The sequence below is a fragment of the Ponticaulis koreensis DSM 19734 genome (genome assembly GCF_000420665.1).
Classification (GTDB): Bacteria; Pseudomonadota; Alphaproteobacteria; order Caulobacterales; family Hyphomonadaceae; genus Ponticaulis; species Ponticaulis koreensis.
In genome coordinates this window covers 538,986-557,539 of sequence record NZ_ATVJ01000002.1, presented here as the reverse complement: position 1 = coordinate 557,539, position 18,554 = coordinate 538,986, and the positions used below count along the sequence as shown (strand labels likewise).

Annotated in this window: 23 protein-coding genes; 10 read left to right on the top strand and 13 right to left on the bottom strand. The window is 54.9% G+C overall.

Annotated elements, in window-relative coordinates; genetic code table 11:
* Positions 1-24: 24 nt before the first annotated feature.
* Positions 25-810, bottom strand: coding sequence for an SDR family NAD(P)-dependent oxidoreductase (locus G523_RS0114475; RefSeq protein WP_022695784.1), 786 nt, complete (start codon positions 808-810; stop codon positions 25-27).
* A 53-nt stretch (positions 811-863) separates the two neighbouring features.
* Positions 864-1,322 (bottom strand): redox-sensitive transcriptional activator SoxR, encoded by a 459-nt coding sequence (gene soxR / locus G523_RS0114470; RefSeq protein WP_022695783.1) that lies wholly within the window; start codon positions 1,320-1,322, stop codon positions 864-866.
* 97 nt (positions 1,323-1,419) lie between these two features.
* On the opposite strand from soxR, the gene G523_RS0114465 reads away from it, so the two are divergent.
* The gene (locus tag G523_RS0114465; protein ID WP_027441787.1) at positions 1,420-1,806 is read left to right on the top strand and encodes a VOC family protein; all 387 of its coding nucleotides are present in this window, start codon (positions 1,420-1,422) and stop codon (positions 1,804-1,806) included.
* A 14-nt stretch (positions 1,807-1,820) separates the two neighbouring features.
* Here G523_RS0114465 and G523_RS20455 read toward each other — a convergent pair whose 3' ends face one another.
* Both G523_RS20455 and G523_RS0114455 read right to left on the bottom strand, forming a co-directional pair.
* Positions 1,821-2,528, bottom strand: a complete 708-nt coding sequence (locus tag G523_RS20455; RefSeq protein ID WP_081648834.1) for a PepSY domain-containing protein — start codon at positions 2,526-2,528, stop codon at positions 1,821-1,823.
* Between the two features lie 92 nt (positions 2,529-2,620).
* The gene (locus tag G523_RS0114455) at positions 2,621-3,907 is read right to left on the bottom strand and encodes an acyl-CoA dehydrogenase family protein (RefSeq protein ID WP_022695780.1); all 1,287 of its coding nucleotides are present in this window, start codon (positions 3,905-3,907) and stop codon (positions 2,621-2,623) included.
* A gap of 181 nt (positions 3,908-4,088) precedes the next feature.
* Here G523_RS0114455 and G523_RS0114450 point away from each other — a divergent pair, with 181 nt between their 5' ends.
* Positions 4,089-4,859 (top strand): TSUP family transporter, encoded by a 771-nt coding sequence (locus G523_RS0114450; protein WP_022695779.1) that lies wholly within the window; start codon positions 4,089-4,091, stop codon positions 4,857-4,859.
* A 2-nt stretch (positions 4,860-4,861) separates the two neighbouring features.
* On the opposite strand, the gene purQ is transcribed toward G523_RS0114450, so the two are convergent.
* The 4 genes from purQ to purC all read right to left on the bottom strand — a co-directional run bounded on the left by purQ (position 4,862) and on the right by purC (position 7,916).
* Positions 4,862-5,533, bottom strand: coding sequence for a phosphoribosylformylglycinamidine synthase subunit PurQ (gene purQ / locus G523_RS0114445; protein WP_022695778.1), 672 nt, complete (start codon positions 5,531-5,533; stop codon positions 4,862-4,864).
* A 298-nt stretch (positions 5,534-5,831) separates the two neighbouring features.
* On the bottom strand, positions 5,832-6,788 hold the full coding sequence (locus tag G523_RS0114440; RefSeq protein WP_022695777.1) for a TolB-like translocation protein: 957 nt from the start codon (positions 6,786-6,788) through the stop codon (positions 5,832-5,834).
* 95 nt (positions 6,789-6,883) lie between these two features.
* Complete coding sequence (gene purS / locus G523_RS0114435; protein WP_022695776.1) at positions 6,884-7,132, bottom strand: phosphoribosylformylglycinamidine synthase subunit PurS; 249 nt, start codon at positions 7,130-7,132, stop codon at positions 6,884-6,886.
* Between the two features lie 7 nt (positions 7,133-7,139).
* Entirely contained in the window at positions 7,140-7,916 is a 777-nt protein-coding gene (purC, locus tag G523_RS0114430; RefSeq protein WP_027441785.1) for a phosphoribosylaminoimidazolesuccinocarboxamide synthase, read from the bottom strand.
* Positions 7,917-8,109: 193 nt separating this feature from the next.
* Between purC and G523_RS0114425 the strand changes: the two genes are divergently transcribed.
* Together G523_RS0114425 and G523_RS0114420 are read left to right on the top strand one after the other, a co-directional pair.
* Entirely contained in the window at positions 8,110-8,430 is a 321-nt protein-coding gene (locus G523_RS0114425; RefSeq protein WP_022695774.1) for a DUF1476 domain-containing protein, read from the top strand.
* Positions 8,431-8,587: 157 nt separating this feature from the next.
* On the top strand, positions 8,588-8,908 hold the full coding sequence (locus G523_RS0114420) for a hypothetical protein (protein ID WP_022695773.1): 321 nt from the start codon (positions 8,588-8,590) through the stop codon (positions 8,906-8,908).
* On the opposite strand, the gene G523_RS19465 is transcribed toward G523_RS0114420, so the two are convergent.
* Both G523_RS19465 and G523_RS0114410 read right to left on the bottom strand, forming a co-directional pair.
* Positions 8,909-9,319 carry a hypothetical protein gene (locus G523_RS19465; RefSeq protein WP_155802782.1) on the bottom strand — a complete coding sequence of 137 codons (411 nt, stop codon included), beginning with the start codon at positions 9,317-9,319 and terminating at the stop codon, positions 8,909-8,911. It lies immediately after the preceding gene.
* A 67-nt stretch (positions 9,320-9,386) separates the two neighbouring features.
* A complete protein-coding gene (locus G523_RS0114410; RefSeq protein WP_022695771.1) occupies positions 9,387-9,866 on the bottom strand; it encodes a hypothetical protein in 480 nt (159 codons plus the stop codon).
* Between the two features lie 218 nt (positions 9,867-10,084).
* Here G523_RS0114410 and G523_RS0114405 point away from each other — a divergent pair, with 218 nt between their 5' ends.
* Positions 10,085-10,456, top strand: coding sequence for a tRNA-binding protein (locus G523_RS0114405; protein ID WP_027441784.1), 372 nt, complete (start codon positions 10,085-10,087; stop codon positions 10,454-10,456).
* Between the two features lie 3 nt (positions 10,457-10,459).
* Here the strand turns inward: G523_RS0114405 and G523_RS0114400 are convergent, their stop codons facing one another.
* Positions 10,460-12,196, bottom strand: coding sequence for a patatin-like phospholipase family protein (locus tag G523_RS0114400; RefSeq protein ID WP_022695769.1), 1,737 nt, complete (start codon positions 12,194-12,196; stop codon positions 10,460-10,462).
* Between the two features lie 159 nt (positions 12,197-12,355).
* On the bottom strand, positions 12,356-13,057 hold the full coding sequence (locus tag G523_RS0114395) for an extensin-like domain-containing protein (RefSeq protein ID WP_022695768.1): 702 nt from the start codon (positions 13,055-13,057) through the stop codon (positions 12,356-12,358).
* Between the two features lie 151 nt (positions 13,058-13,208).
* On the opposite strand from G523_RS0114395, the gene G523_RS19460 reads away from it, so the two are divergent.
* Genes G523_RS19460 through G523_RS0114370 form a run of 5 tightly spaced genes read left to right on the top strand, consistent with a single transcriptional unit; the run spans position 13,209 to position 17,654 of the window.
* Positions 13,209-14,132, top strand: coding sequence for a hypothetical protein (locus tag G523_RS19460; protein WP_022695767.1), 924 nt, complete (start codon positions 13,209-13,211; stop codon positions 14,130-14,132).
* A 42-nt stretch (positions 14,133-14,174) separates the two neighbouring features.
* Positions 14,175-14,915, top strand: a complete 741-nt coding sequence (locus G523_RS0114385) for a hypothetical protein (protein ID WP_022695766.1) — start codon at positions 14,175-14,177, stop codon at positions 14,913-14,915.
* 52 nt (positions 14,916-14,967) lie between these two features.
* Positions 14,968-15,396 carry a DUF1489 family protein gene (locus G523_RS0114380; RefSeq protein WP_022695765.1) on the top strand — a complete coding sequence of 143 codons (429 nt, stop codon included), beginning with the start codon at positions 14,968-14,970 and terminating at the stop codon, positions 15,394-15,396.
* A 29-nt stretch (positions 15,397-15,425) separates the two neighbouring features.
* Positions 15,426-16,142: a sulfotransferase family protein gene (locus tag G523_RS0114375; protein ID WP_022695764.1), complete on the top strand. Its 717-nt coding sequence runs from the start codon at positions 15,426-15,428 to the stop codon at positions 16,140-16,142.
* Positions 16,143-16,157: 15 nt separating this feature from the next.
* Positions 16,158-17,654, top strand: a complete 1,497-nt coding sequence (locus G523_RS0114370) for an FMN-binding glutamate synthase family protein (protein ID WP_022695763.1) — start codon at positions 16,158-16,160, stop codon at positions 17,652-17,654.
* Here the strand turns inward: G523_RS0114370 and panC are convergent.
* Complete coding sequence (gene panC / locus G523_RS0114365; RefSeq protein ID WP_022695762.1) at positions 17,651-18,493, bottom strand: pantoate--beta-alanine ligase; 843 nt, start codon at positions 18,491-18,493, stop codon at positions 17,651-17,653. The two genes, G523_RS0114370 and panC, sit on opposite strands and share 4 nt — an antisense overlap.
* Positions 18,494-18,554: the final 61 nt, after the last annotated feature.

The window sequence follows — 18,554 nt, the reverse complement described above, 5'->3', positions numbered from 1 at the left end:
TGCGGATGGTTCCGCTAAGCGCCATTAGAAGATGCTGTACCCGCCATCGACGAGCAGCGTGTCGCCCGTATGGAAGGATGACGCATCGGATGCGAGATAGACAGCGATGCCGCCAAAGTCCTCCGGCTTGCCCCAGCGGCGTACAGGTACGCGTTTGATCACATTCTCTTCAAACTTGTCATCGCCCTGAGCGTTCGACGTCATGTCTGTCGCGATCCAGCCCGGCAGGATGGAGTTTGCGCGAATGCCATAGCGGGCGAGTTCCACAGCAGTCGCTTTGACCATTGAGATCACGCCGCCTTTGGTTGCCGCATAGGCCTGATTGCGCGCTGCGCCTTCTACAGCAGCCATAGACGCTGTCACCATGAGAGAGCCGCCCGGGTCGCCGTCTTTGGCACGCTCGACCATGACTTTGGCTGCTTCGCGCAGGGTCCAGTAAGCGCCATCAAGGTTCACTGACAATACGTCGCGATAGGTTTGTGTGTCCTGTTGAATGAACGGAATACCGCGTGCCGAAACGCCGGCGTTCGCGATTACGGTATCAAGGCGGCCCTTCCAGGCATTTGTAAGCGCCATGCCGTCTACGACAGATTGCTCGTCGGATACGTCTACCGAGAATGCGGTCGCGTCGCCAGTGCCAAGTGTCTTCAGCTTTGCGATAGCCTCGTCAGCGCTCGCCGCATTACGGCACCAGAGCACCACGTCAGCGTTCGATGCCGCCAGTGCTTCGGCCATGCCGAGGCCAATGCCGCGGTTACCACCAGTGACGAGTGCGACCTTACCGGTCAGATCAAATGGCGTGTAAGCCATGCGTTTCTCCCTCTCTTATTGCGATTGCAGTAATGGAGGTCACGCAGCGTTAATCAAGCCTTCTCCTTACGCGAAGGGAATATGTTTTGTGGACCGGGGCCATTTTGGCCTTTTTCATCCTCGGCATTGTAGAGAGCGCACTTATCCAGCGAGAGGCAGCCGCAGCCGATACATCCGTTCAGATTATTTCTCATGCGGGTAAGTTCGTTGATCTTTTCATCCAGTACCGTGATGAAGCGAGAGCTGATCGCCTCCCAGTCTTTTGCTGTTGGTGTCCGGCCCTTGGGTAGCTTTCTCATTTCAGCTGCGATGTCATCAATCGAAAAACCGAGCTTCTGGGTGATCATCACAAAAGAGAGGCGCCGGATATCGGAACGCATATAGCGACGGTGACCACCTGCATTGCGATGAGGGGAAATCAGGCCTTTCTCTTCATAGAAGCGAATAGCGGAGACAGACAGCCCCGTACGCGCGGCGAGATCTCCAATGGCTAATACCTGTTTCAGCGCCATATCTGCCTCTCCAAAAAATCTCTTGATCTCAACTTAACTTGAGAAATTAGAACCGGCCCATCGACATATCAATCCATAACGAAAAGGAGTAAGAACCATGTCTATGGCAACTCTCGAACACCTGAACTTCACCGCAGCTGATCCGGTGAAATCGGCAGAGCGGCTGGCGCGTATCTTTAGCTGGTATATCCGCTGGAAAGGCCCATCCATTCACGGTGGGCAGAGCGTTCACGTAGGAACACCTGATCTCTATCTGGCGATCTATTCGCCGCCTGAAGGCGTATCTGACGGACCGGATAATTACCGCACCCGAGGCGGCCTGAACCATATCGGCATTCTGGTCGACGATCTGGAGGCCGCCGAGAAAGCGGTTCTGGCCGAGGGATATGAAACCCATTCACACCAGACTTATGAGCCTGGCAGCCGGTTTTATTTCGACAATGAGGACGGCATCGAATTCGAGGTCGTCAGCTATACTGTCTGACGCTGTTGGCGCGGTTAGCTGAACAGCTTTCCGCGAATCAGACGCTGGACCAGAATTATGATGCCTGTGATGACCATCGCGAAGGCGAGGAAAGCCGCAAGCTTCATCCACCAGGTATCAATCCGGTCATCGCCAGTGATGTCCATGATATGAAAACGCCAGAGCACATCGAATATGCGCCATTCGGTGGTTCGTACGGCCCGGATGTCTCCTGTGTTCACGTCAATATAGGCGCGCTCATGGCTATCCGCGGTCTCAAACGCCCAGACAGGTAGTCGACCGCCATATTCACGCGGCGCGTTTTCTTCGATGAGACGCATCTCGCCTTCGAAGGAAGCGAGGCCCGGCACTCCCGCTCGGGCAATCTCAAGCGCCGTTTCTTCAGGTATTGGAGAGATCAGATCGCCTGTGCGTGCACTGACGAGCTTTACCTCATGACTATTGCTGAGCTTCCAGACCGGTTCACCCAGAAACATGGATAGCTCTGCCTCAAACACCCAGATATCCGAGGCATTCATGGCATCCTGCACGCTGACTTCAACGTCTTCAGGGCGGAGTATGCCGTGATCGATCTGTTCGCGTAAATGATCTCCGCGGATCGTCTCGATCGGGTAGAGCGTGAAATAGAAGCCTGACACCACCCAGAAAAGGAGCTGCAGGCCGATAACCATGCCGAATATTTTGTGGAGCCGTGAGATTCGGCGAACAAAGCGGGTAAACATGCTCAACTGTTAGCATGAAGAATCTGGCGCGCTATAGCAAACAGCCCTCCGGAGGTTCCGAAGGGCTGCTTCTGTGAAGATTGCAGCGGGTCTTAGCGCGCGCCGACGCTTTCAGTGAATTTCTCCGCATCAACGGATTTGCCGTAATTGGCATCTCGATACTTGCGGAATTCATTGCGCGCGATAGCTCGCGCGTGCACCTCGTCCGGCCCGTCCGCCATGCGCAGCGTGCGAATATTGGCGTAGGCGTCAGCAAGGCCGAAGTCTTCCGTCACACCGGCGCCGCCATAGGCCTGAATGGCATCGTCAATGATCTGGCAGGCGATTCGAGGACCTGCGACCTTGATCATGGCGATTTCGTTCTTCGCGACCTTATTGCCGACCGTGTCCATCATATACGCGGCTTTAAGTGTCAGAAGGCGCGTCATTTCGATATTCAGGCGCGCATCGGCGACGCGTTGTTCCCAGACTGAATGTTCTGCGATGGATTTACCGAACGCGACACGGCCCACGAGGCGCTTGCACATTTTCTCAAGCGCGAGCTCTGCCGCGCCGATGGTGCGCATGCAGTGGTGGATTCGGCCCGGCCCGAGACGACCTTGCGCAATCTCAAAGCCGCGGCCTTCGCCCAGAAGCATGTTCTCGACTGGCACACGAACATTCGTTAGCTGGATTTCGGCATGACCGTGCGGCGCATGATCAAATCCGAACACCGGCAGCATGCGAACGATTTCGAGGCCCGGCATGTCCATAGGCACCAGTATCATGCTCTGCTGCGCATGTTTCGGCGCATTAAAATCGGTTTTGCCCATAACGATCGCAACTTTGCAGTGAGGATCGCCTGCACCGGAAGACCACCATTTGCGTCCGTTGATTACGTAGTGATCTCCGTCGCGCTCAATACGGGTCTCAATATTAGTTGCATCAGAGGAGGCAACCTGCGGCTCTGTCATAAGGAATGCAGACCGGATGTCGCCATTCATCAGCGGGCGCAGCCATTGCTCTTTCTGCGCGCGCGTACCGTAGCGGTGGATCGTCTCCATATTGCCGGTGTCCGGTGCGTTGCAGTTGAAGACTTCTGATGCCCAGCTGACGCGCCCCATCATCTCTGCGAGTGGCGCGTATTCCAGATTGGAGAGACCAGCTCCATGGAACTCGTCATCATCGTGCTCAGGGCTCGGAGCCAGGAACAGGTTCCACAGACCTTCAGCCTTCGCTTTGGCTTTCAGATCATCGACAATCTGCGGCACGTTCCACGGGTTCTCGAACGCAGCGTGCTGATCTTCATAGGTTTTCTGGTTTGGATAAATATGCTCGTCCATGAAGGCGGACACGCGGGCAATATAGTCTTTTGTTCTGTCTGAAAAATCGAACTTCATCAGGTTTCTCCCATAATCTTGAGAGAGACCATAATTTTTTTGAGGAATATGCCTATTGGACAGAATGCCTCAAAACCATACTTTTTGTGTGACAAAACGTTGCATCGTATAGATCGCTACATATTGCGACCCGAGTGAAAGCCGCTTACTCAGACCACGAAGATAAGTTTGGAGGGCAGGCATGTTGGGAGTGACGGGAACCGCAGCTCTCCTGAAATTGCTCGCCATCATCTTTTCCGCCGTTTTCGTCACGTCTCTCTTATCCGGTATTTTCGGGATGGCTGGCGGGCTCATACTGATGGGCGTTTTCACGGCGATTTTTCCACTATCTTTTGCCATGGTGCTGCATGGAGTGGTCCAGCTGTTTGCAAACGGGTGGCGCGCCTTTCTGATCCGACAGCACATCCAATGGAGAATCGTCGGCCGCTATCTGATTGGCGGTGTGCTTGCGATTGGTGGTTTGTGTCTGGTGTTCTGGCAGCCGGATAAGCAGGCGGTTTTCGTCATGCTTGGCGTACTCGCATTTGTGCCTTGGATACCCAAGACAGTTTTCGCGCTGGATGTGAACCGACCGTTTCAGGCTGAAGTGCTTGGCTTTATCGCACAGGCACTGAACACGCTGGCAGGTGTCGTTGGGCCTGTGCTCGATATTTTCTTCGTAAAGTCGGATATGACGCGCCAGCAGATTGTCGCGACCAAAGGCGCAACGCAGGTTATCGCCCACCTCACCAAGATTGGTTTCTGGACATTGCCTGTTCTCATGTCAGCAGAAGAGGGGGCGTTACCGCCCATCTGGCTTTGCATTGCCGCGCTGCCTGTGGCGATGACGGGCACCTGGGTAGGGGGCAAAGTCCTCGACAAAATGACAGACGTTTCCTTTCGCAGTTGGACGAAGTACATCCTCACGGCGATCGGTGTCGTCTATCTGATGGGTGGTTTCGGGTTGATCTAGCCTTACGCAGTCGCCAGAGCGTTCATGACGCCTGTGAACATCGCACGGCCATCGCTGCCACCTTCATGGCCGCCAATAGCGCGTTCCGGGTGAGGCATCATACCGAGAACGCGGCGGTTTTCAGAAAGAATACCAGCAATATCGCGTGCTGAACCGTTCGGATTATCCGCATAGCGGAACGCCACGCGGCCATCGCCTTCCAGCATATCGAGCGTGGCGTCGTCTGCGAAGAAGTTACCGTCATGGTGTGCAACAGGTACGATGATTTCGCTGCCAGACTGATACTCGGACGTGAAAGCAGAGCTGTTCGGGCTGACGATGAGACGTTCATTGCGGCAGACAAAGTTCAACCCGGCGTTTCGCAGAAGCGCGCCCGGAAGCAGGCCGGTTTCAGTCAGAATCTGGAAGCCGTTGCAAATGCCGAGGATATGGCCACCGGAATTTGCGAACGCTTTCAGCTCCGGGATGATCGGAGAGTTACCAGCCATCGCGCCGCAGCGTAGATAGTCACCATAAGAGAACCCGCCTGGAACGACCACGAAATCGAGACCTTTCGGCCATTCCGTTGTCTTGTGCCAGATTTGCACCGGATCTTGTCCGGTGATGTCCTTCAGAGCCGTAATCGCATCGCGATCACAGTTTGAACCGGGGAAAATGATGACGCCTGCTTTCATGCGTTCGCATTAGCCGTAATTGCAGCAAATGAAAATCCCGAAGGCGCGCGGAAGACACAAAAAAAGGACGTTCGCTTAAAAGGGCAGGGGGAAAGCGAACGTCCTTAGTCTGGGTAAGTTCGTGGAGGAACTTAAACGTATGAACATGACCAATCACGGTATTGGGACCATGGAGCTTTAAGGGGCGGACAGGCGGTGTCCATTAAGGGGGAGCTCCAGCCGCTTTCGGCCGCGTTCATGATAGTAAAACGCCGGCCGATCCGGTTTCCGTCTGCTCCGTCGCCGGTTTTTACATTAATTAGTTGTCAGAAAGTCCGAGGAATTGAAGCTCTTCGTCCGCAAGGTATGCGGCTCGAGCCGCATCAATTTCAGCCATGAAGGCGTCCATCGGCATCTCAACGAGGCGTCCTTCCTGAGAATAGAAGAAGGTGTCGCCGGTCGCGGAGAAGCTCGCGCCGAATTCGATGCCACGCGAATTGATATTCGGGCCAAGCGTGTAAGGGCCAATCCAGCTGCCATCGTCTGCGCGGGTGAGTACTTTCAAATCCACATTACCGAGGATTGGTCGCATGCGCGAATAGAAAACCAGATGGCGACCGTCAGCCGTTGCCGCGATATGGCTTTCAACGAGCGACGTATTGCCCTCAGGCAGCAGGCCATCAAAAATCCAGCCTTCTGTGGTTTCGTCATAATGGGCGACATAGAAATCATGGCCGCCCGGACCTTCGCGGCGCTGCGATACGAAATACATGTCGCCATTCGCCGTTGTGGTTACTGAAGTCTCGTCCGAACCGTAATGAATATTGCCGGGCACATATTCGGCTTCACCCCAGCCATCTTCGGTACGTTCGATGGACCAGATGTTCATGTCATCGCGGTTTTCGAGGCCGGGAGCGGGGCGGTCCGAAGCGAAGTAAAGCCGGCCGTCAAACGGGCTGAAGTGCGGGGCAACGTTAGAGCGCAGCTTTGGCCACTCCAGTTTCACCGGCTCTGACCAGCTTCCGTCGTCCTGAAGCAGCATTTCGTAAAGGTCAGTGTCGTCGCGTGTTTCACGGGTGAAAACACGAACAGTGCCTTCCGCATTTTCAGTCAGCGTATAGGCGCGGTGATAGGGATCAGGAATTTCTTCGCCGGGAAAGACGAGCTGTGGCAGCACGGGCGCGTCTGTAGCCGCTGTCTCGGTGGTGTCGTTCCCACAGGCTGCCAGACAAAGCGCAAGCCCGGACAGGACGAATAGGTTTGCAGTCTTCAGCATAAAAAACTCCGCGATCTTAGCTGAGTCCAGCCAGTATCGCGGAGCTATGACGATTTCACGACGCGGCACTAAAAAAATGCCGTAGCCGGATAATTTTACGCGTCGGCCAGTTCGATCTGGTAGCGCTCGATTACCGTGTTTGCGAGAAGGCTTTCGCACATCTCTTTCACGCGAGCTTCAGCAGCATCTTTCGCCAGACCGTCTTCGAGTTCGAGCTCGATACGTTTGCCGATGCGTGCGCTTTTGACTTCGTCGAAGCCAAGACGGGAGAGCGTTTCGGAAACAGCCTTGCCCTGCGGGTCAAGTACGCCGTTCTTCAGTTCCACATAAACGATAGCTTTCATGTGAGCGTTAGCCTCCGTTGCGCTCGCTGTTGATATCAATCACAGACGCGATGTCTGAGGATTGTTTGAAGATACCGAGTCGCGTTGCGACTTCTGCATAGGCCTCGGTAACACCGCCCATGTCGCGACGGAAGCGGTCTTTGTCGAGTTTTTCGTTGGTTTCAAGATCCCAGAGACGGCAGCTGTCAGGGCTGATTTCGTCCGCAAGGATTGTGCGAACCATATCGCCTTCGAAATGGCGACCGAATTCCAGTTTCATATCAACAAGACGGATGCCGACAGCAGCAAACAGGCCTGCAAGGAAGTCGTTCACGCGCAGGGTCGTTGAGACCATGTCGTCGATTTCCTGCGGGGTCGCCCAGCCGAAGGCAGCGATATGTTCTTCGGAGACCATCGGGTCGCCGAGTTCGTCTTTCTTATAATAGAATTCAACAAGTGAACGCGGCAGCGCTTCGCCTTCGGTGATGCCGAGGCGCTTGGAGATGGAGCCTGCAGCAACGTTACGAACAACCACTTCCAGAGGAATGATTTCGCACTGCTTTACCAGCTGCTCACGCATATTGAGGCGCTTGATGAAGTGCGTCGGAATACCGATGCCGGAAAGGCGCGTCATAAAGTATTCTGACAAACGGTTGTTCAGTACGCCCTTGCCATCAAGAACGGCATGCTTTTCCGCATTGAAAGCTGTGGCGTCATCTTTGAAGTACTGAATCAGTGTGTTCGGTTCAGGACCTTCATAAAGAATCTTGGCTTTGCCTTCGTAGATTTTGCGGCGACGAGACATCATTCGGCTCTCCGGTTACGACGCTCTGTATAGAATAGAGTGTTTCAAGCTGCGACGCACTACACGGTTTCTATGCAAGATGCCATATCTGCGGCGAAAAACCCGGAGATTCTGTTTGCGATAGGGTGGAAAACCTAGCAAAGAACGGGGTAGAAATCATTGTAACAAAGTCAGTCAGGAAAGTGACCCGAACATGGCACAATTTGAAGATCGCGAGCGCGGAGAAGAAAAGAAGTTCTCCCTCGATCAGGAAACACTCTTCAAAGCGACTGCGCGCCGCAACAAACTTCTCGGCCTCTGGGCTGCAGACGTTCTCGGTCTGGCGGGCGACGAAGCTGAAGCTTATGCAAAATCTGTTGTCGTGTCTGACCTGGAAGAGCCGGGCGATGAAGACGTGATCCGTAAAGTTCTTGGCGATTTCGACGCGAAGGGCGTTTCACGCTCACGCGAAGACATCGTTGCACAGCTCGCGGAACTGATGCCTGTCGCAATCGAGCAGGTGAAAGCGGGCTAATTCCGCTTACAGACTTCGCCGGTTCGTCCGGCTAAAGCTTTCTGAAAGGTTACGAATACCGCGAGGTTTCGTAACCTTTTTTGCACCTGATCCTAAATCAGTTCGGCGAAACTTCAGACAGGGTTCGAATGAAGAGAAACCCGTTTGGAGATGTGGCATGACTGATAACAACAATAATACGCTTTCATCCGAGGAACTGTTCTACCGCGAGCACCGCATCGACACATGGTCGTGCCGTCAGCTTGCAGAATGGGCGCTGGCCCATTTCGGTGACCGGACAGAACCGAATGCTTACAAACGTATCGTGAGCTCAATCGCGAATACGGGCGCTGATCTTGCGGTGGAAAAAGTCCACGCTGATCTTTCGAGCCTCGGCTTTAATTATCGTCCTGAAGCTGTAATGCGCATGTACGAGCGTTTTCGCCGTGATGCCGAAACTCAGGCGTTCCGAACATCCGGCGACAATATCGCAGCCTGATCAGCCGTGGCGGCGGTACGGTGAATGAATGATGATGCGGCGACGGTTGCCGTCTTCATCTGTTTTCTCGATCGTCTCTGTTGAATCCATGCTCTGACCGAACTGGAACTGATCGCGATATTCTTCCGGCGGCACAATTTCGAAGCCGAGGAAATCGAGCAGGAACAGAAAGCCGACGCCTGTTAGCAGGGCCGTCGAAATCGTGCGGATAACGAACCGGATGATCGCGCCCCGGAAGAAGGCGACGGCGATAGCGCTGGCGCTGCCGCCGAAAAAACCCGCGCCTGACGCGAGTGCTGCAAGATCGACGCTGCCGCCGAACACATTCTGCAAATTCTCCAGAATCGCTTCCATGATCTCTATCCCCGTAAATTCGGGCGTGCCGTGCACGCCCTGATTAACCTTGCGCATTTAGACGCACGGATTCGGTCCAGGGAATAGGCTTGGCCAGTATTTTTACAGTGGGACGGGCGCGCGATCAGTCTTTGCGAACGAGAGCAGCACCAATATCGCCAACGAGACCGGTCAGTTCCTTGCGGCGAATGACCAGCATGACGAGCGATGTCATCCAGATAATCACCGCCGACATGAAGAGGCCGCCGCCATCATTGTTCGGGTCGATGCCGAGCGGTGTGAACAGGTGAAAACTGACTGCACCCGACATAACGGCCAGCGCGATAAGTGCGCCCAGCGCCTGAAGGCGACGCAGAGCCGGAATGATTCCGATAAGAAGAAGTGCTGATGCAAACAGCTCGGCCGTTCCGATCGTGTATTGCGAAAACAGACCTGTCTGGGAGAACAGGCCGCCCGCGCCAAGTGTGCCGGCCCAGCCGTCCAGGCGACCGAAGATTTCCTGCGTCTCTGGTGCGTTCGTGAATTTGTAGCGCAGACTGTCCAGAAAGACCGCCGCTGCGAAAACGGCGATGACGTGTGGAATAAAGCCGATGATCTTTTTCATTGTGCATGCGTCCCTTGCTTGCAGTGGATCGACCCTATCTGACGGCTCTAAATCAATTTAGCAAAACACGCCGTTTCAAGCTCACGTGTGCGTGACGGATCACTTTTCGTGATAATTGTTTCAGCAATGAGGATATCTCGTCGGCCTGTTGAGCGTGATTGCTGGAAGCTCAGGCGGGTGAGGGCTATGCATTCGTCTCGAAGACAGAGGAATGCCCAATGCATATGGATTTCACCGCAGACGCGCCACCAGCGCCGGAGATCGAGTTCGGAGACTTTTTGAAAGTCGACATTCGTGTCGGGACGATTGTCGAAGTGGAGCCGTTTCCAGAAGCGCGAAAGCCATCTCTGAAACTGAAAATCGACTTCGGTCCTGCCGTCGGCGTGAAAAAGTCATCTGCACAGATCACAGTGCATTATGATGCTGAGGCGCTCCTTGGAAAGCAGGTCGCAGCAGTGGTGAACTTTCCGCCGCGCCAGATTGGCCCCTTTATGTCGGAAGTGCTGACGCTTGGCTTTGCTGACGAGGCGGGTGCGATTGTAATGTTCTCACCCGATAAGACAGTGCCGAACGGTTCAAGGCTGGCCTGAACCTCAGGCGCTATTGTTTTTCATCAGTCTGACAATCGGGCCGCTCGCCATGGAAAGCGCCTGACAGGTGGCGTTATAGCCTTCCTCGACGGCGCGATCATACTCTTCCCAGTCTCTCAGGTCGATTTTTGGAAGTTCCGGCGCAACGAGAATGGTCGTCAGTTCGCGCCCGGCATTCGGGTCGACTGACAATGTCGCTGTCCGCATAAGCAAGCTGGCAATCGGCGGCGCTTCTGACAGGCCGTGCTTGAACGCCCAGCCCATGAAACCGGGCGGGTCGATGAAGTCGTCTGCCGCGAGGCCTTCGGGGGCGCGTGCCACGTCCGAACCGATAATAAATCCACGATGGGCCTGGCGCATTATGTCGACGGGGAAATTGTTCAGCACAGCGCCATCAACCAGCACTTCGCGGTTCTCGACGAACGGCGGGAGAATACCCGGGAGCGCGATGCTCGCACGCAGGGCTTCGCGAAGCTTTCCGCGTGTGTGCAGGTGAACCGCCCCCGCGGTCAGGTTCGTCGATACGCAAAAGAATGGCAGATGCATGTCGTTGATCATTGTCTCGCCGAAATGCTCTTTCAGCCGTTCATCGACCAGCTTTCCTTTGACCATGGACACCACGGGCAGGGTGTAGTCACCCAGCGGGTTGCTTTCCACGAAGGCTTTGCGGATGCGATACTCGATCTCATCGTCATCCCAGCCCATAGCGACGCATGCGGCAACAACGCCGCCCATGCTCGCGCCGCCAAGAAAGTCGATCGGGCAATTGTGTTCGCGCAGCGCTTTTACCGCACCGATGTGTGCGTAAGCGCGTGCGCCGCCGCCAGACAGAACAAGGCCGACCGAGCGTCCGGCCATAACGCGGGCCAGCCGGTCGCAATCTCCGCCCTGAACGCCTTTCCAGTGGAAACAGCGCGCCGCACCGGCGGCGTCGATCCAGTCTGTCGGTTCAGACACACGACGACCGTTCGAATGTTCGATCAGGACAATATCAATCAAGCGGAAGGTCTTTGCCGGTGAGGTGTCATCCGGAAGCAGGGGCACGGACGGGCGCGCATCAGGCCGCGCCAGAACCCAGACGCGGTCTGCCTGCCGAAGCGAGAGCTTGAACCATGCATTGTCACCGATGGTGGAGGTAAGAATGACGACGTCATTGGAAGCTTCCAGCGCGTCAAAATAAGAAGCGCCCTGATTTTCTGCTTCTTCACCAACAATGGCTGCCGACATGCCAAGGCGCGCCAAAGCGTCAGCAAGCACACGGGCTCGCAGTTTCAGGTCAATGGTCGGTGAAGAAGCCGCGAGCGCGAAGACTTTTGGTTCAGCGCGATTGTTTTGCCGGCGGTTCTGGCGAAGCCTCATCAGCAGAATGCGAGACAGTCGCTCCATCACTTCCGGTGAGGAGCGCATCATCTTCATAAAGGTCGTGCGAGGAAGTTTGATGACCTCCGTATCGCGGACGGCCAGAACAGAGTTTGAGTGCGGCTCACCAGCGAGCATCGCCATTTCACCCACGGGTTCGCCGGGGCGGATATGGCCTACAAAGTCTGTGCGTCCGTCGGGTGCGCGGCGAAAAGCGCCGAGCGTTCCACTGAGGACGAAATAAATGGCATCCGAGCTTGTGCCTTCATCAAACAGCGTGCCGCCGCCTGGAACCGAAAACCATACAGCTTCTTTTTCTGCGGCACGTAGCGTGCGCAGAGGAATGTCTTTCAGAAATGGAATACGGGCCAGATTAGACACAGATAACGCTCGAACTTGTTCATGTGATGCGTAACGCAAATTGGCGCGTGATGTTAAGCATCAGCCCGAACAATTTGCGGTCATCATCCAGTTGAGCGTCAGATTAGCTGATTATGGTTAACGAAGCGCGCTATTCGCGGTGGTTCAGGCGAGCGCTTTTTATCGGCAAATGCCCGTCTGGCTCATGTCGAAATGGAAGTGGTTTTCATGTGCAGCGTTGTATTCCGGCCCGAGCACAGTGCCGAAGATTTCGCAGGCATCATCACGGATTGCCCGGAGAAATTCAGCCTCGACGCTATCGGCATCCCAATCGTGCAAAAGTGTCAGTGTTGAGCCATCAGTGAAGGTGATGCCTTCAATGTCGACCGCATTGCCGGTTGCATGTTCGCTGAAGCGTCCGCTCTCACGGCCATAAAGCCGGCGGCAGGAATAGCTGCCAAAGCTTCTGATTTCTTCGATGTCGCGTCCCAGAATTTCACGTGCTCTTGGAATGAGCGAGTGCTCCTCCCACACCATCAAACCTGCTGTCAGCGGGCATGTCATGCTGAGCGTGGCGTTATAGGGAAAGCGCGACTGGTCCAGTGTCAGCGCGTCGGTAAAGCCGCAGTTCTCATCATCCGTCGTATTTTCGAGCCGTGTGAAGGCTGTGTCGGCCTCTTCGAGAAATGCGAAACAGACATCCGGATTGCCCTGAAGGTTCGATACCTTGTTTGCAGTCGCAAATCCGATCGGGTGATTGATCGATAAATCTGTGAACGGGTTATGTTGCGGTGGCAGGCGGACAAGTACCTGCCAGACAACCGCCGCTGCGATTACGCACCAGAAGATCAGTGAAACCCATTTGCGTACCGATTTAGTCAATTCCGGCCTTTCTTAGTCGCATGCAGGTCTGCGTTTGCGAGGTCCTGCTCAGTCTTAACGCTGAAAGGGAAATTTGGGTCCCGCTGGCAGATATAATTTGAGGCTTCGCTGCTAGTTTTCGCGCAATCTAGAGGGATTCAGTGGGATCGTTATGACTCAGACAGTACTGACGGACTGGTCAGCGGACAAAGCTGCGGCTTTTGAAAAAGAAAACATCGTTGCGCATCACAACCTTCAGCATCGGGATATGTTCTCTGATGAGGGATTGATTGATCTGCTTGATCGTTATCCGCGTGACCGCATGGGCATCTATACCATGGGGTATGAGGTCACTGATCGGGAATCCTTCCGTTCGGGTGACGCGCCTGACCTGTCCGGTGAAGAGCTTTTCCGTGCCGTTCATGAAGGTCGCATCTGGATCAATATGCGCCAGTCTAATCGGTATCTGCCCGAGTATGCTGACCTGACGGCAGAGATGTTTGATGCACTGGAAGAAGTGAACCCAGGCGTTAAAACGATGAAGCAGGATACGTCTATCCTTATTTCTTCACCTAATGCGCAGGTTTTTTATCACTTTGATGTGCCGCTCGTGACGCTATGGCAAATTCGCGGTGTGAAGAATGTCTGGCTCTATCCGCCTGAGGCACCATACCTCACAGATGAAGACCTTGAGACGGTTGTTCTCAAAGAGTCCGAAGAAGAAATTCCGTTCACACCACACTTCGATGACACGGCACTGAAAGTGCGCCTAGAGCCGGGAATGGTGGCGACATGGCCGCAAAACGGCCCACACCGCATCGTCAACGAAGACATGGTGAATGTCTCGCTATCCTGCGAATTCCAGACACTTAAATCTGTCGTTCGTGCGAATGCTGTTTATGCGAATGGCGTACTTCGTCGAAACTTCGGAATGTCGCCGCAAATAGCGCGCGACGGAATGTTTTCGCAGTATTCCAAAGCCGGATTGGCGAGAATCTTCAAAATTTTGAAGGTTCGTAAAGCCTTTGAATACCATAATCCACGCACATTTGTTGTGGACCTCGATTCTGAGATGGCCGTACGGGATATCGCTTGATACATCCTCCGGCCCGGCAAATCGGGGCGGTGAGAGGATGGGATGAGTTTCGCAGTGCTAGCAGCGGCGTTTTTGATTTCGACAGGGAGACCTCCGCTCGAAACCGCTTTGGCGCGCACTGAACCACCTCCAAGTCTTCGTGCCGCGTTTACCGTCGAGCTGACGGACGGCGAAGCATTCCGCGAAATCCGGTATGATCCGCGAATTCAACTGCCTGATCCGCGTTGGACTGTTGTGGAAGCGAACGGAACGAGCGAAGAGCTGGACCGTGTCGTTGAAGAATGGGGTGAGGAAATTTCCCCTGACGGCTGGCTGATCCCTGATGATCTCGAAGCGAGCATGGGCGGTGTTGTCGAAGCCGACGATCTGGGCCGCCTATGGCGTATCGAATTTGAGCATCAGCCTTCAAGCAATGATGGTCCGATCGACCGTTGGGCGAGTGAACATCTTATTGGCTACACCTGGCTTGATCCGGTCGGTCAGAATCTTGTGCGTGTAGAATACCATTCATTTGGGCCGTTTGACGCGCCTGGCGGTGGTCGTGTCGATTCTTACACTCATCAGTATATTCTGCATCAGGACCCTGAATACGGCGTCTCTTTCATCTCGGCCTTCATGGTCGATGTGCAGGGTGAGATTTTGCGGGAAGACATTTCGCGGTCTTACCGCGCGCGCATTACAGATATCGATTTCTTCTTTTCCAGCCCGGTGGAAGAATCCCGCTTTCTGCGTCAGCGCAATTCCGAAAACGGGCCTGTGATTGGCGTGATGGTTCGCCAGTAATTTTTTTCGCAGACGGGCTGCCCAGACGCCCACGACCCACTACATTACGGGTATGATTCACCTGGTTAAACTCTGTGTCGGCGCGGAAAGCGTGGACGATCTGGCAAACTGGCAGAAGCGTGTTATCGCGCATCGCAAAGCGCTTGGAATGTCTCCAAACCCTGTCCACGAAACCCGTCAGTCGCCGAAGCGAGCAGACGAACTGCTGGATGGCGGTTCGATCTATTGGGTGATCAAAGGCGTTATTCTGGCCCGACAGGAAATCGTCGAGGTGAATGTCATGGAGGACATGAACGGTCGTAATTATTGCGAACTGGTTCTGGATCCCGAAATTCACCCGACCGAGCCGCAGGGGCGCAGAGCTTTTCAGGGCTGGCGCTACCTCAAGCCTGAAGATGCTCCAAAAGATGCAACGGGCAGTCACTCTGCCGAAGTGCCTCCCGAGCTGACACGGGCTTTGCGCGACGCAGGTGTGTGGTAAGAAGCGTCGAGGACGCGACGGGGCAGGGGATGAGTCTCAGAATTATTGGAGCGGGTTTACCGCGGACAGGGACGTTGTCGCTCAAGGCTGCGCTCGAGCAGCTGGGCTATGGTAAGTGTCATCACATGTTCGATGTGATGCTCAGCTCCCGTCAGGTTAATCAGTGGCATGACATCATGGAAGGTGAAACGCCGGACTGGGATGACGTGTTTCAGGGCTATGATGCGTGTGTCGACTTTCCGTCCAGTCTTTATTTTCGAGAGCTTGCCGCGGCTAATCCGGATGCAAAAGTCATCCTGACGGTTCGCCCGCCGGCTGACTGGTACGCCTCCATGCGAGATACGATCTATAAGGTAGAGACCTCAGTGCCGCGCTGGGTGCAATGGTGCTTCCCGCGCGTTGGAAAGCTCACCGAGCTGGCAGACAGGCTCGTCTGGCAGGGGCTGTTCGATGGCCGTTTCGAGAACGAATCCTATGCGCGCGCTGAATTTGAACGCCATGTTGATGACGTGAAAGCGGCCATTCCGAAAGAGCGCCTTCTGGTCATGGAGGTCAAAGACGGATGGGCGCCGCTTTGTGTGTTTCTTGGCGTCCCTGAGCCGGACTCACCGTTCCCACGAGTAAATGACAAGGGCCAGTTTCGCCGGATGACGAAGACACTGAAACGGTTATCCATTGTACCATGGTTGTTTCTGGGTGTTGTTGTGATTGCAGCGGGTGCAATGGTCGGGCTGACCTATTTCTAGATAAGGACCGAGGCTATGGAATTTCTTACGCGCATTACCGTTCAGGGCCTCAGTATTCTTTCGACGCTCTTCGTGCTGGCGATTGGCTTCGGCGTTCTGCTGATCGTGATCATGTTTCTCATCGATGCGAACCAGTCAAAGAATGCCGTTCGGCGCAACTTTCCGGTGGTGGGTCGATTTCGTGATCTGTTCGCGCGGCTGGGCGAATTTTTTCGCCAGTATTTCTTTGCGCTGGACCGCGAGGAGATGCCATTTAACCGCGCTGAGCGCGACTGGATCTATACCTCGGCGGCCGGAGAAGATAACACGCAGCCTTTTGGTTCGACGCGCTCGCTTAATATCGTTGGAACACCCATATTCGCCAATGCGCCATTCCCGATTTTAGAGGAAACAAATGACAGCCCCGAGCTGACCTTTGGCGAAGGCTGCGCGCAGCCTTATCGTATCCGGCAGCTGATCAACATATCTGGTATGAGTTACGGCGCGCTTTCCAAGCCAGCGATCCAGTCTCTGTCGCGCGGTGCCAAACTGGCCGGTTGCTGGCTGAATACCGGCGAGGGTGGTCTGTCGCCGTATCACCTTGAGGGTGGCTGCGACATCATCTTTCAAATCGGCACGGCAAAGTATGGCGTGCGTGACGAGAATGGTGAGTTCTCCGTTGAGAAATACCGTGAGGTGACGGGCCACCCGGAAGTTAAAATGACAGAGCTCAAGCTGGCTCAGGGGGCCAAGCCAGGCAAAGGCGGTCTGCTACCAGCGTCTAAGGTGACGTCTGAGATTGCAGACGTGCGTGGTATTCCTGAAGGCGAGGATTCGGTGTCACCGAACCGGCATCCCGAGATTGATTCTGTTGATGACCTGCTGGACTTTATCGTCCGCCTGCGGGAGATTTCAGGTAAGCCTGTTGGTATCAAAACCGTCGTAAGTTCAAAGCGCTGGCTCGATGAGTTCTGTAAAGGCATCAATGCCAGAGGCCCTGAAAGCGCGCCGGACTTTATTACGGTAGATGGCGGTGACGGCGGCACAGGCGCCGCTCCTATGGCGCTGATGGACAATGTCGGTCTGACACTCCGTGAAGCGCTACCTATGCTTGTAGATGCATTACGCGAGCATGGATTGCGCCAGCGCATCAAAGTCATCGCATCTGGCAAGCTTGCTGTGCCTGCCGAAGTTGCGTGGGCATATTGTACGGGCGCGGATGCTGTGAATACGGCGCGTGGCTTCATGTTCTCTATCGGCTGTATTCAGGCCATGGCGTGTAACACGAATAACTGCCCGACAGGCATTACCACACACAAGCCGCACCTTCAGGACGGTATTGTGCCAGAGACGAAAGCAAAGTCCGTCGCATTCTATGTGAAGCGTATGGAGAAGGATGTGGAAATGATTGCGCACAGCTGCGGTGTGGAGCACGCGCGCTTCCTCCGCCGCAGCCATGTTCGTATTGTTCAGGCCAATGGCCGTTCTGTTCCGATGGATGATCTTTATCCGGAGATGGAAGACCTGCGCTAAAGCGCGATATTGTCGATGAGACGTGTTTTACCGAGCCATGCTGCTGCTATCAGGCGGCAAGGGTGATCAGGGATTGGGCCCTCAATCGGATCAAGCGAGGCCGGGTCAACGGCTGTGATGTACTCGACCTGGTTGAAGCCGGCCTCTTCAAGCGTTTTGATCGCTTCGGCGACCGCTGCCGTCTGATCCGCGCCGTTTCGGATGCGGATGGATGCGCGGTGCATCGCCAGATGCAGAGATGGCGCAATCCGGCGCTCTTCCGGCGTGAGGTAGGCGTTACGCGAAGAAAGCGCGAGGCCGTCTGCGGCCCGAAGTGTGGCGCCAGGCACGATCTCAATCGGGAAGCAAAGGTCGATCACCATGCGCTTGATCACCTGAACCTGTTGGAAATCCTTCTCGCCAAAAAAAGCCTTATCGGGCTGCACCTGATTAAATAGTTTGGCGACTACGGTCGCGACGCCGCCAAAGAAGTGAGGGCGGAATTGACCTTCAAGCTTCGCGCCCAGATCTGGCACTGAGACGCGAGTCTCTTCGCCTTCCGGATACATGGTTGCGACTTCTGGCGTGAAGACGAGATCGCATTTATGCGCTTCCAGCATAGCCTGATCGGCCTGCTCCTGACGTGGATAGGCGTCCAGATCTTCGTGCGGTGCAAATTGAGTCGGGTTCACGAAAATGCTCGCCACTGTGCGGTCACATGCGGCCACGGACAGATCCACGAGAGACAGGTGACCCTGATGGAGCGCCCCCATAGTTGGCACGAAGCCAACGGTCAGGCCATCGCGTTTCCAGCCGCGCACAATACCGCGAAGTTCTTCAAGAGAGCGCACAACCTGCATGGGGAAGTCCTGTGTGAACGAAGTGTGAAATTCCGACCCCTGCAATAGCGTGCGCTAAGAT

Bases quoted from the DNA above. Each gene is read 5' to 3' on its own strand.
- G523_RS0114475 (WP_022695784.1), bottom strand. From the start codon at position 810: ATGGCTTACACGCCATTTGATCTGACCGGTAAGGTCGCACTCGTCACT.
- soxR (WP_022695783.1), bottom strand. From the start codon at position 1,322: ATGGCGCTGAAACAGGTATTAGCCATTGGAGATCTCGCCGCGCGTACG.
- G523_RS0114465 (WP_027441787.1), top strand. From the start codon at position 1,420: ATGTCTATGGCAACTCTCGAACACCTGAACTTCACCGCAGCTGATCCG.
- G523_RS20455 (WP_081648834.1), bottom strand. From the start codon at position 2,528: ATGTTTACCCGCTTTGTTCGCCGAATCTCACGGCTCCACAAAATATTC.
- G523_RS0114455 (WP_022695780.1), bottom strand. From the start codon at position 3,907: ATGAAGTTCGATTTTTCAGACAGAACAAAAGACTATATTGCCCGCGTG.
- G523_RS0114450 (WP_022695779.1), top strand. From the start codon at position 4,089: ATGTTGGGAGTGACGGGAACCGCAGCTCTCCTGAAATTGCTCGCCATC.
- purQ (WP_022695778.1), bottom strand. From the start codon at position 5,533: ATGAAAGCAGGCGTCATCATTTTCCCCGGTTCAAACTGTGATCGCGAT.
- G523_RS0114440 (WP_022695777.1), bottom strand. From the start codon at position 6,788: ATGCTGAAGACTGCAAACCTATTCGTCCTGTCCGGGCTTGCGCTTTGT.
- purS (WP_022695776.1), bottom strand. From the start codon at position 7,132: ATGAAAGCTATCGTTTATGTGGAACTGAAGAACGGCGTACTTGACCCG.
- purC (WP_027441785.1), bottom strand. From the start codon at position 7,916: ATGTCTCGTCGCCGCAAAATCTACGAAGGCAAAGCCAAGATTCTTTAT.
- G523_RS0114425 (WP_022695774.1), top strand. From the start codon at position 8,110: ATGGCACAATTTGAAGATCGCGAGCGCGGAGAAGAAAAGAAGTTCTCC.
- G523_RS0114420 (WP_022695773.1), top strand. From the start codon at position 8,588: ATGACTGATAACAACAATAATACGCTTTCATCCGAGGAACTGTTCTAC.
- G523_RS19465 (WP_155802782.1), bottom strand. From the start codon at position 9,319: ATGCGCAAGGTTAATCAGGGCGTGCACGGCACGCCCGAATTTACGGGG.
- G523_RS0114410 (WP_022695771.1), bottom strand. From the start codon at position 9,866: ATGAAAAAGATCATCGGCTTTATTCCACACGTCATCGCCGTTTTCGCA.
- G523_RS0114405 (WP_027441784.1), top strand. From the start codon at position 10,085: ATGCATATGGATTTCACCGCAGACGCGCCACCAGCGCCGGAGATCGAG.
- G523_RS19460 (WP_022695767.1), top strand. From the start codon at position 13,209: ATGACTCAGACAGTACTGACGGACTGGTCAGCGGACAAAGCTGCGGCT.
- G523_RS0114385 (WP_022695766.1), top strand. From the start codon at position 14,175: ATGAGTTTCGCAGTGCTAGCAGCGGCGTTTTTGATTTCGACAGGGAGA.
- G523_RS0114380 (WP_022695765.1), top strand. From the start codon at position 14,968: ATGATTCACCTGGTTAAACTCTGTGTCGGCGCGGAAAGCGTGGACGAT.
- G523_RS0114375 (WP_022695764.1), top strand. From the start codon at position 15,426: ATGAGTCTCAGAATTATTGGAGCGGGTTTACCGCGGACAGGGACGTTG.
- G523_RS0114370 (WP_022695763.1), top strand. From the start codon at position 16,158: ATGGAATTTCTTACGCGCATTACCGTTCAGGGCCTCAGTATTCTTTCG.
- panC (WP_022695762.1), bottom strand. From the start codon at position 18,493: ATGCAGGTTGTGCGCTCTCTTGAAGAACTTCGCGGTATTGTGCGCGGC.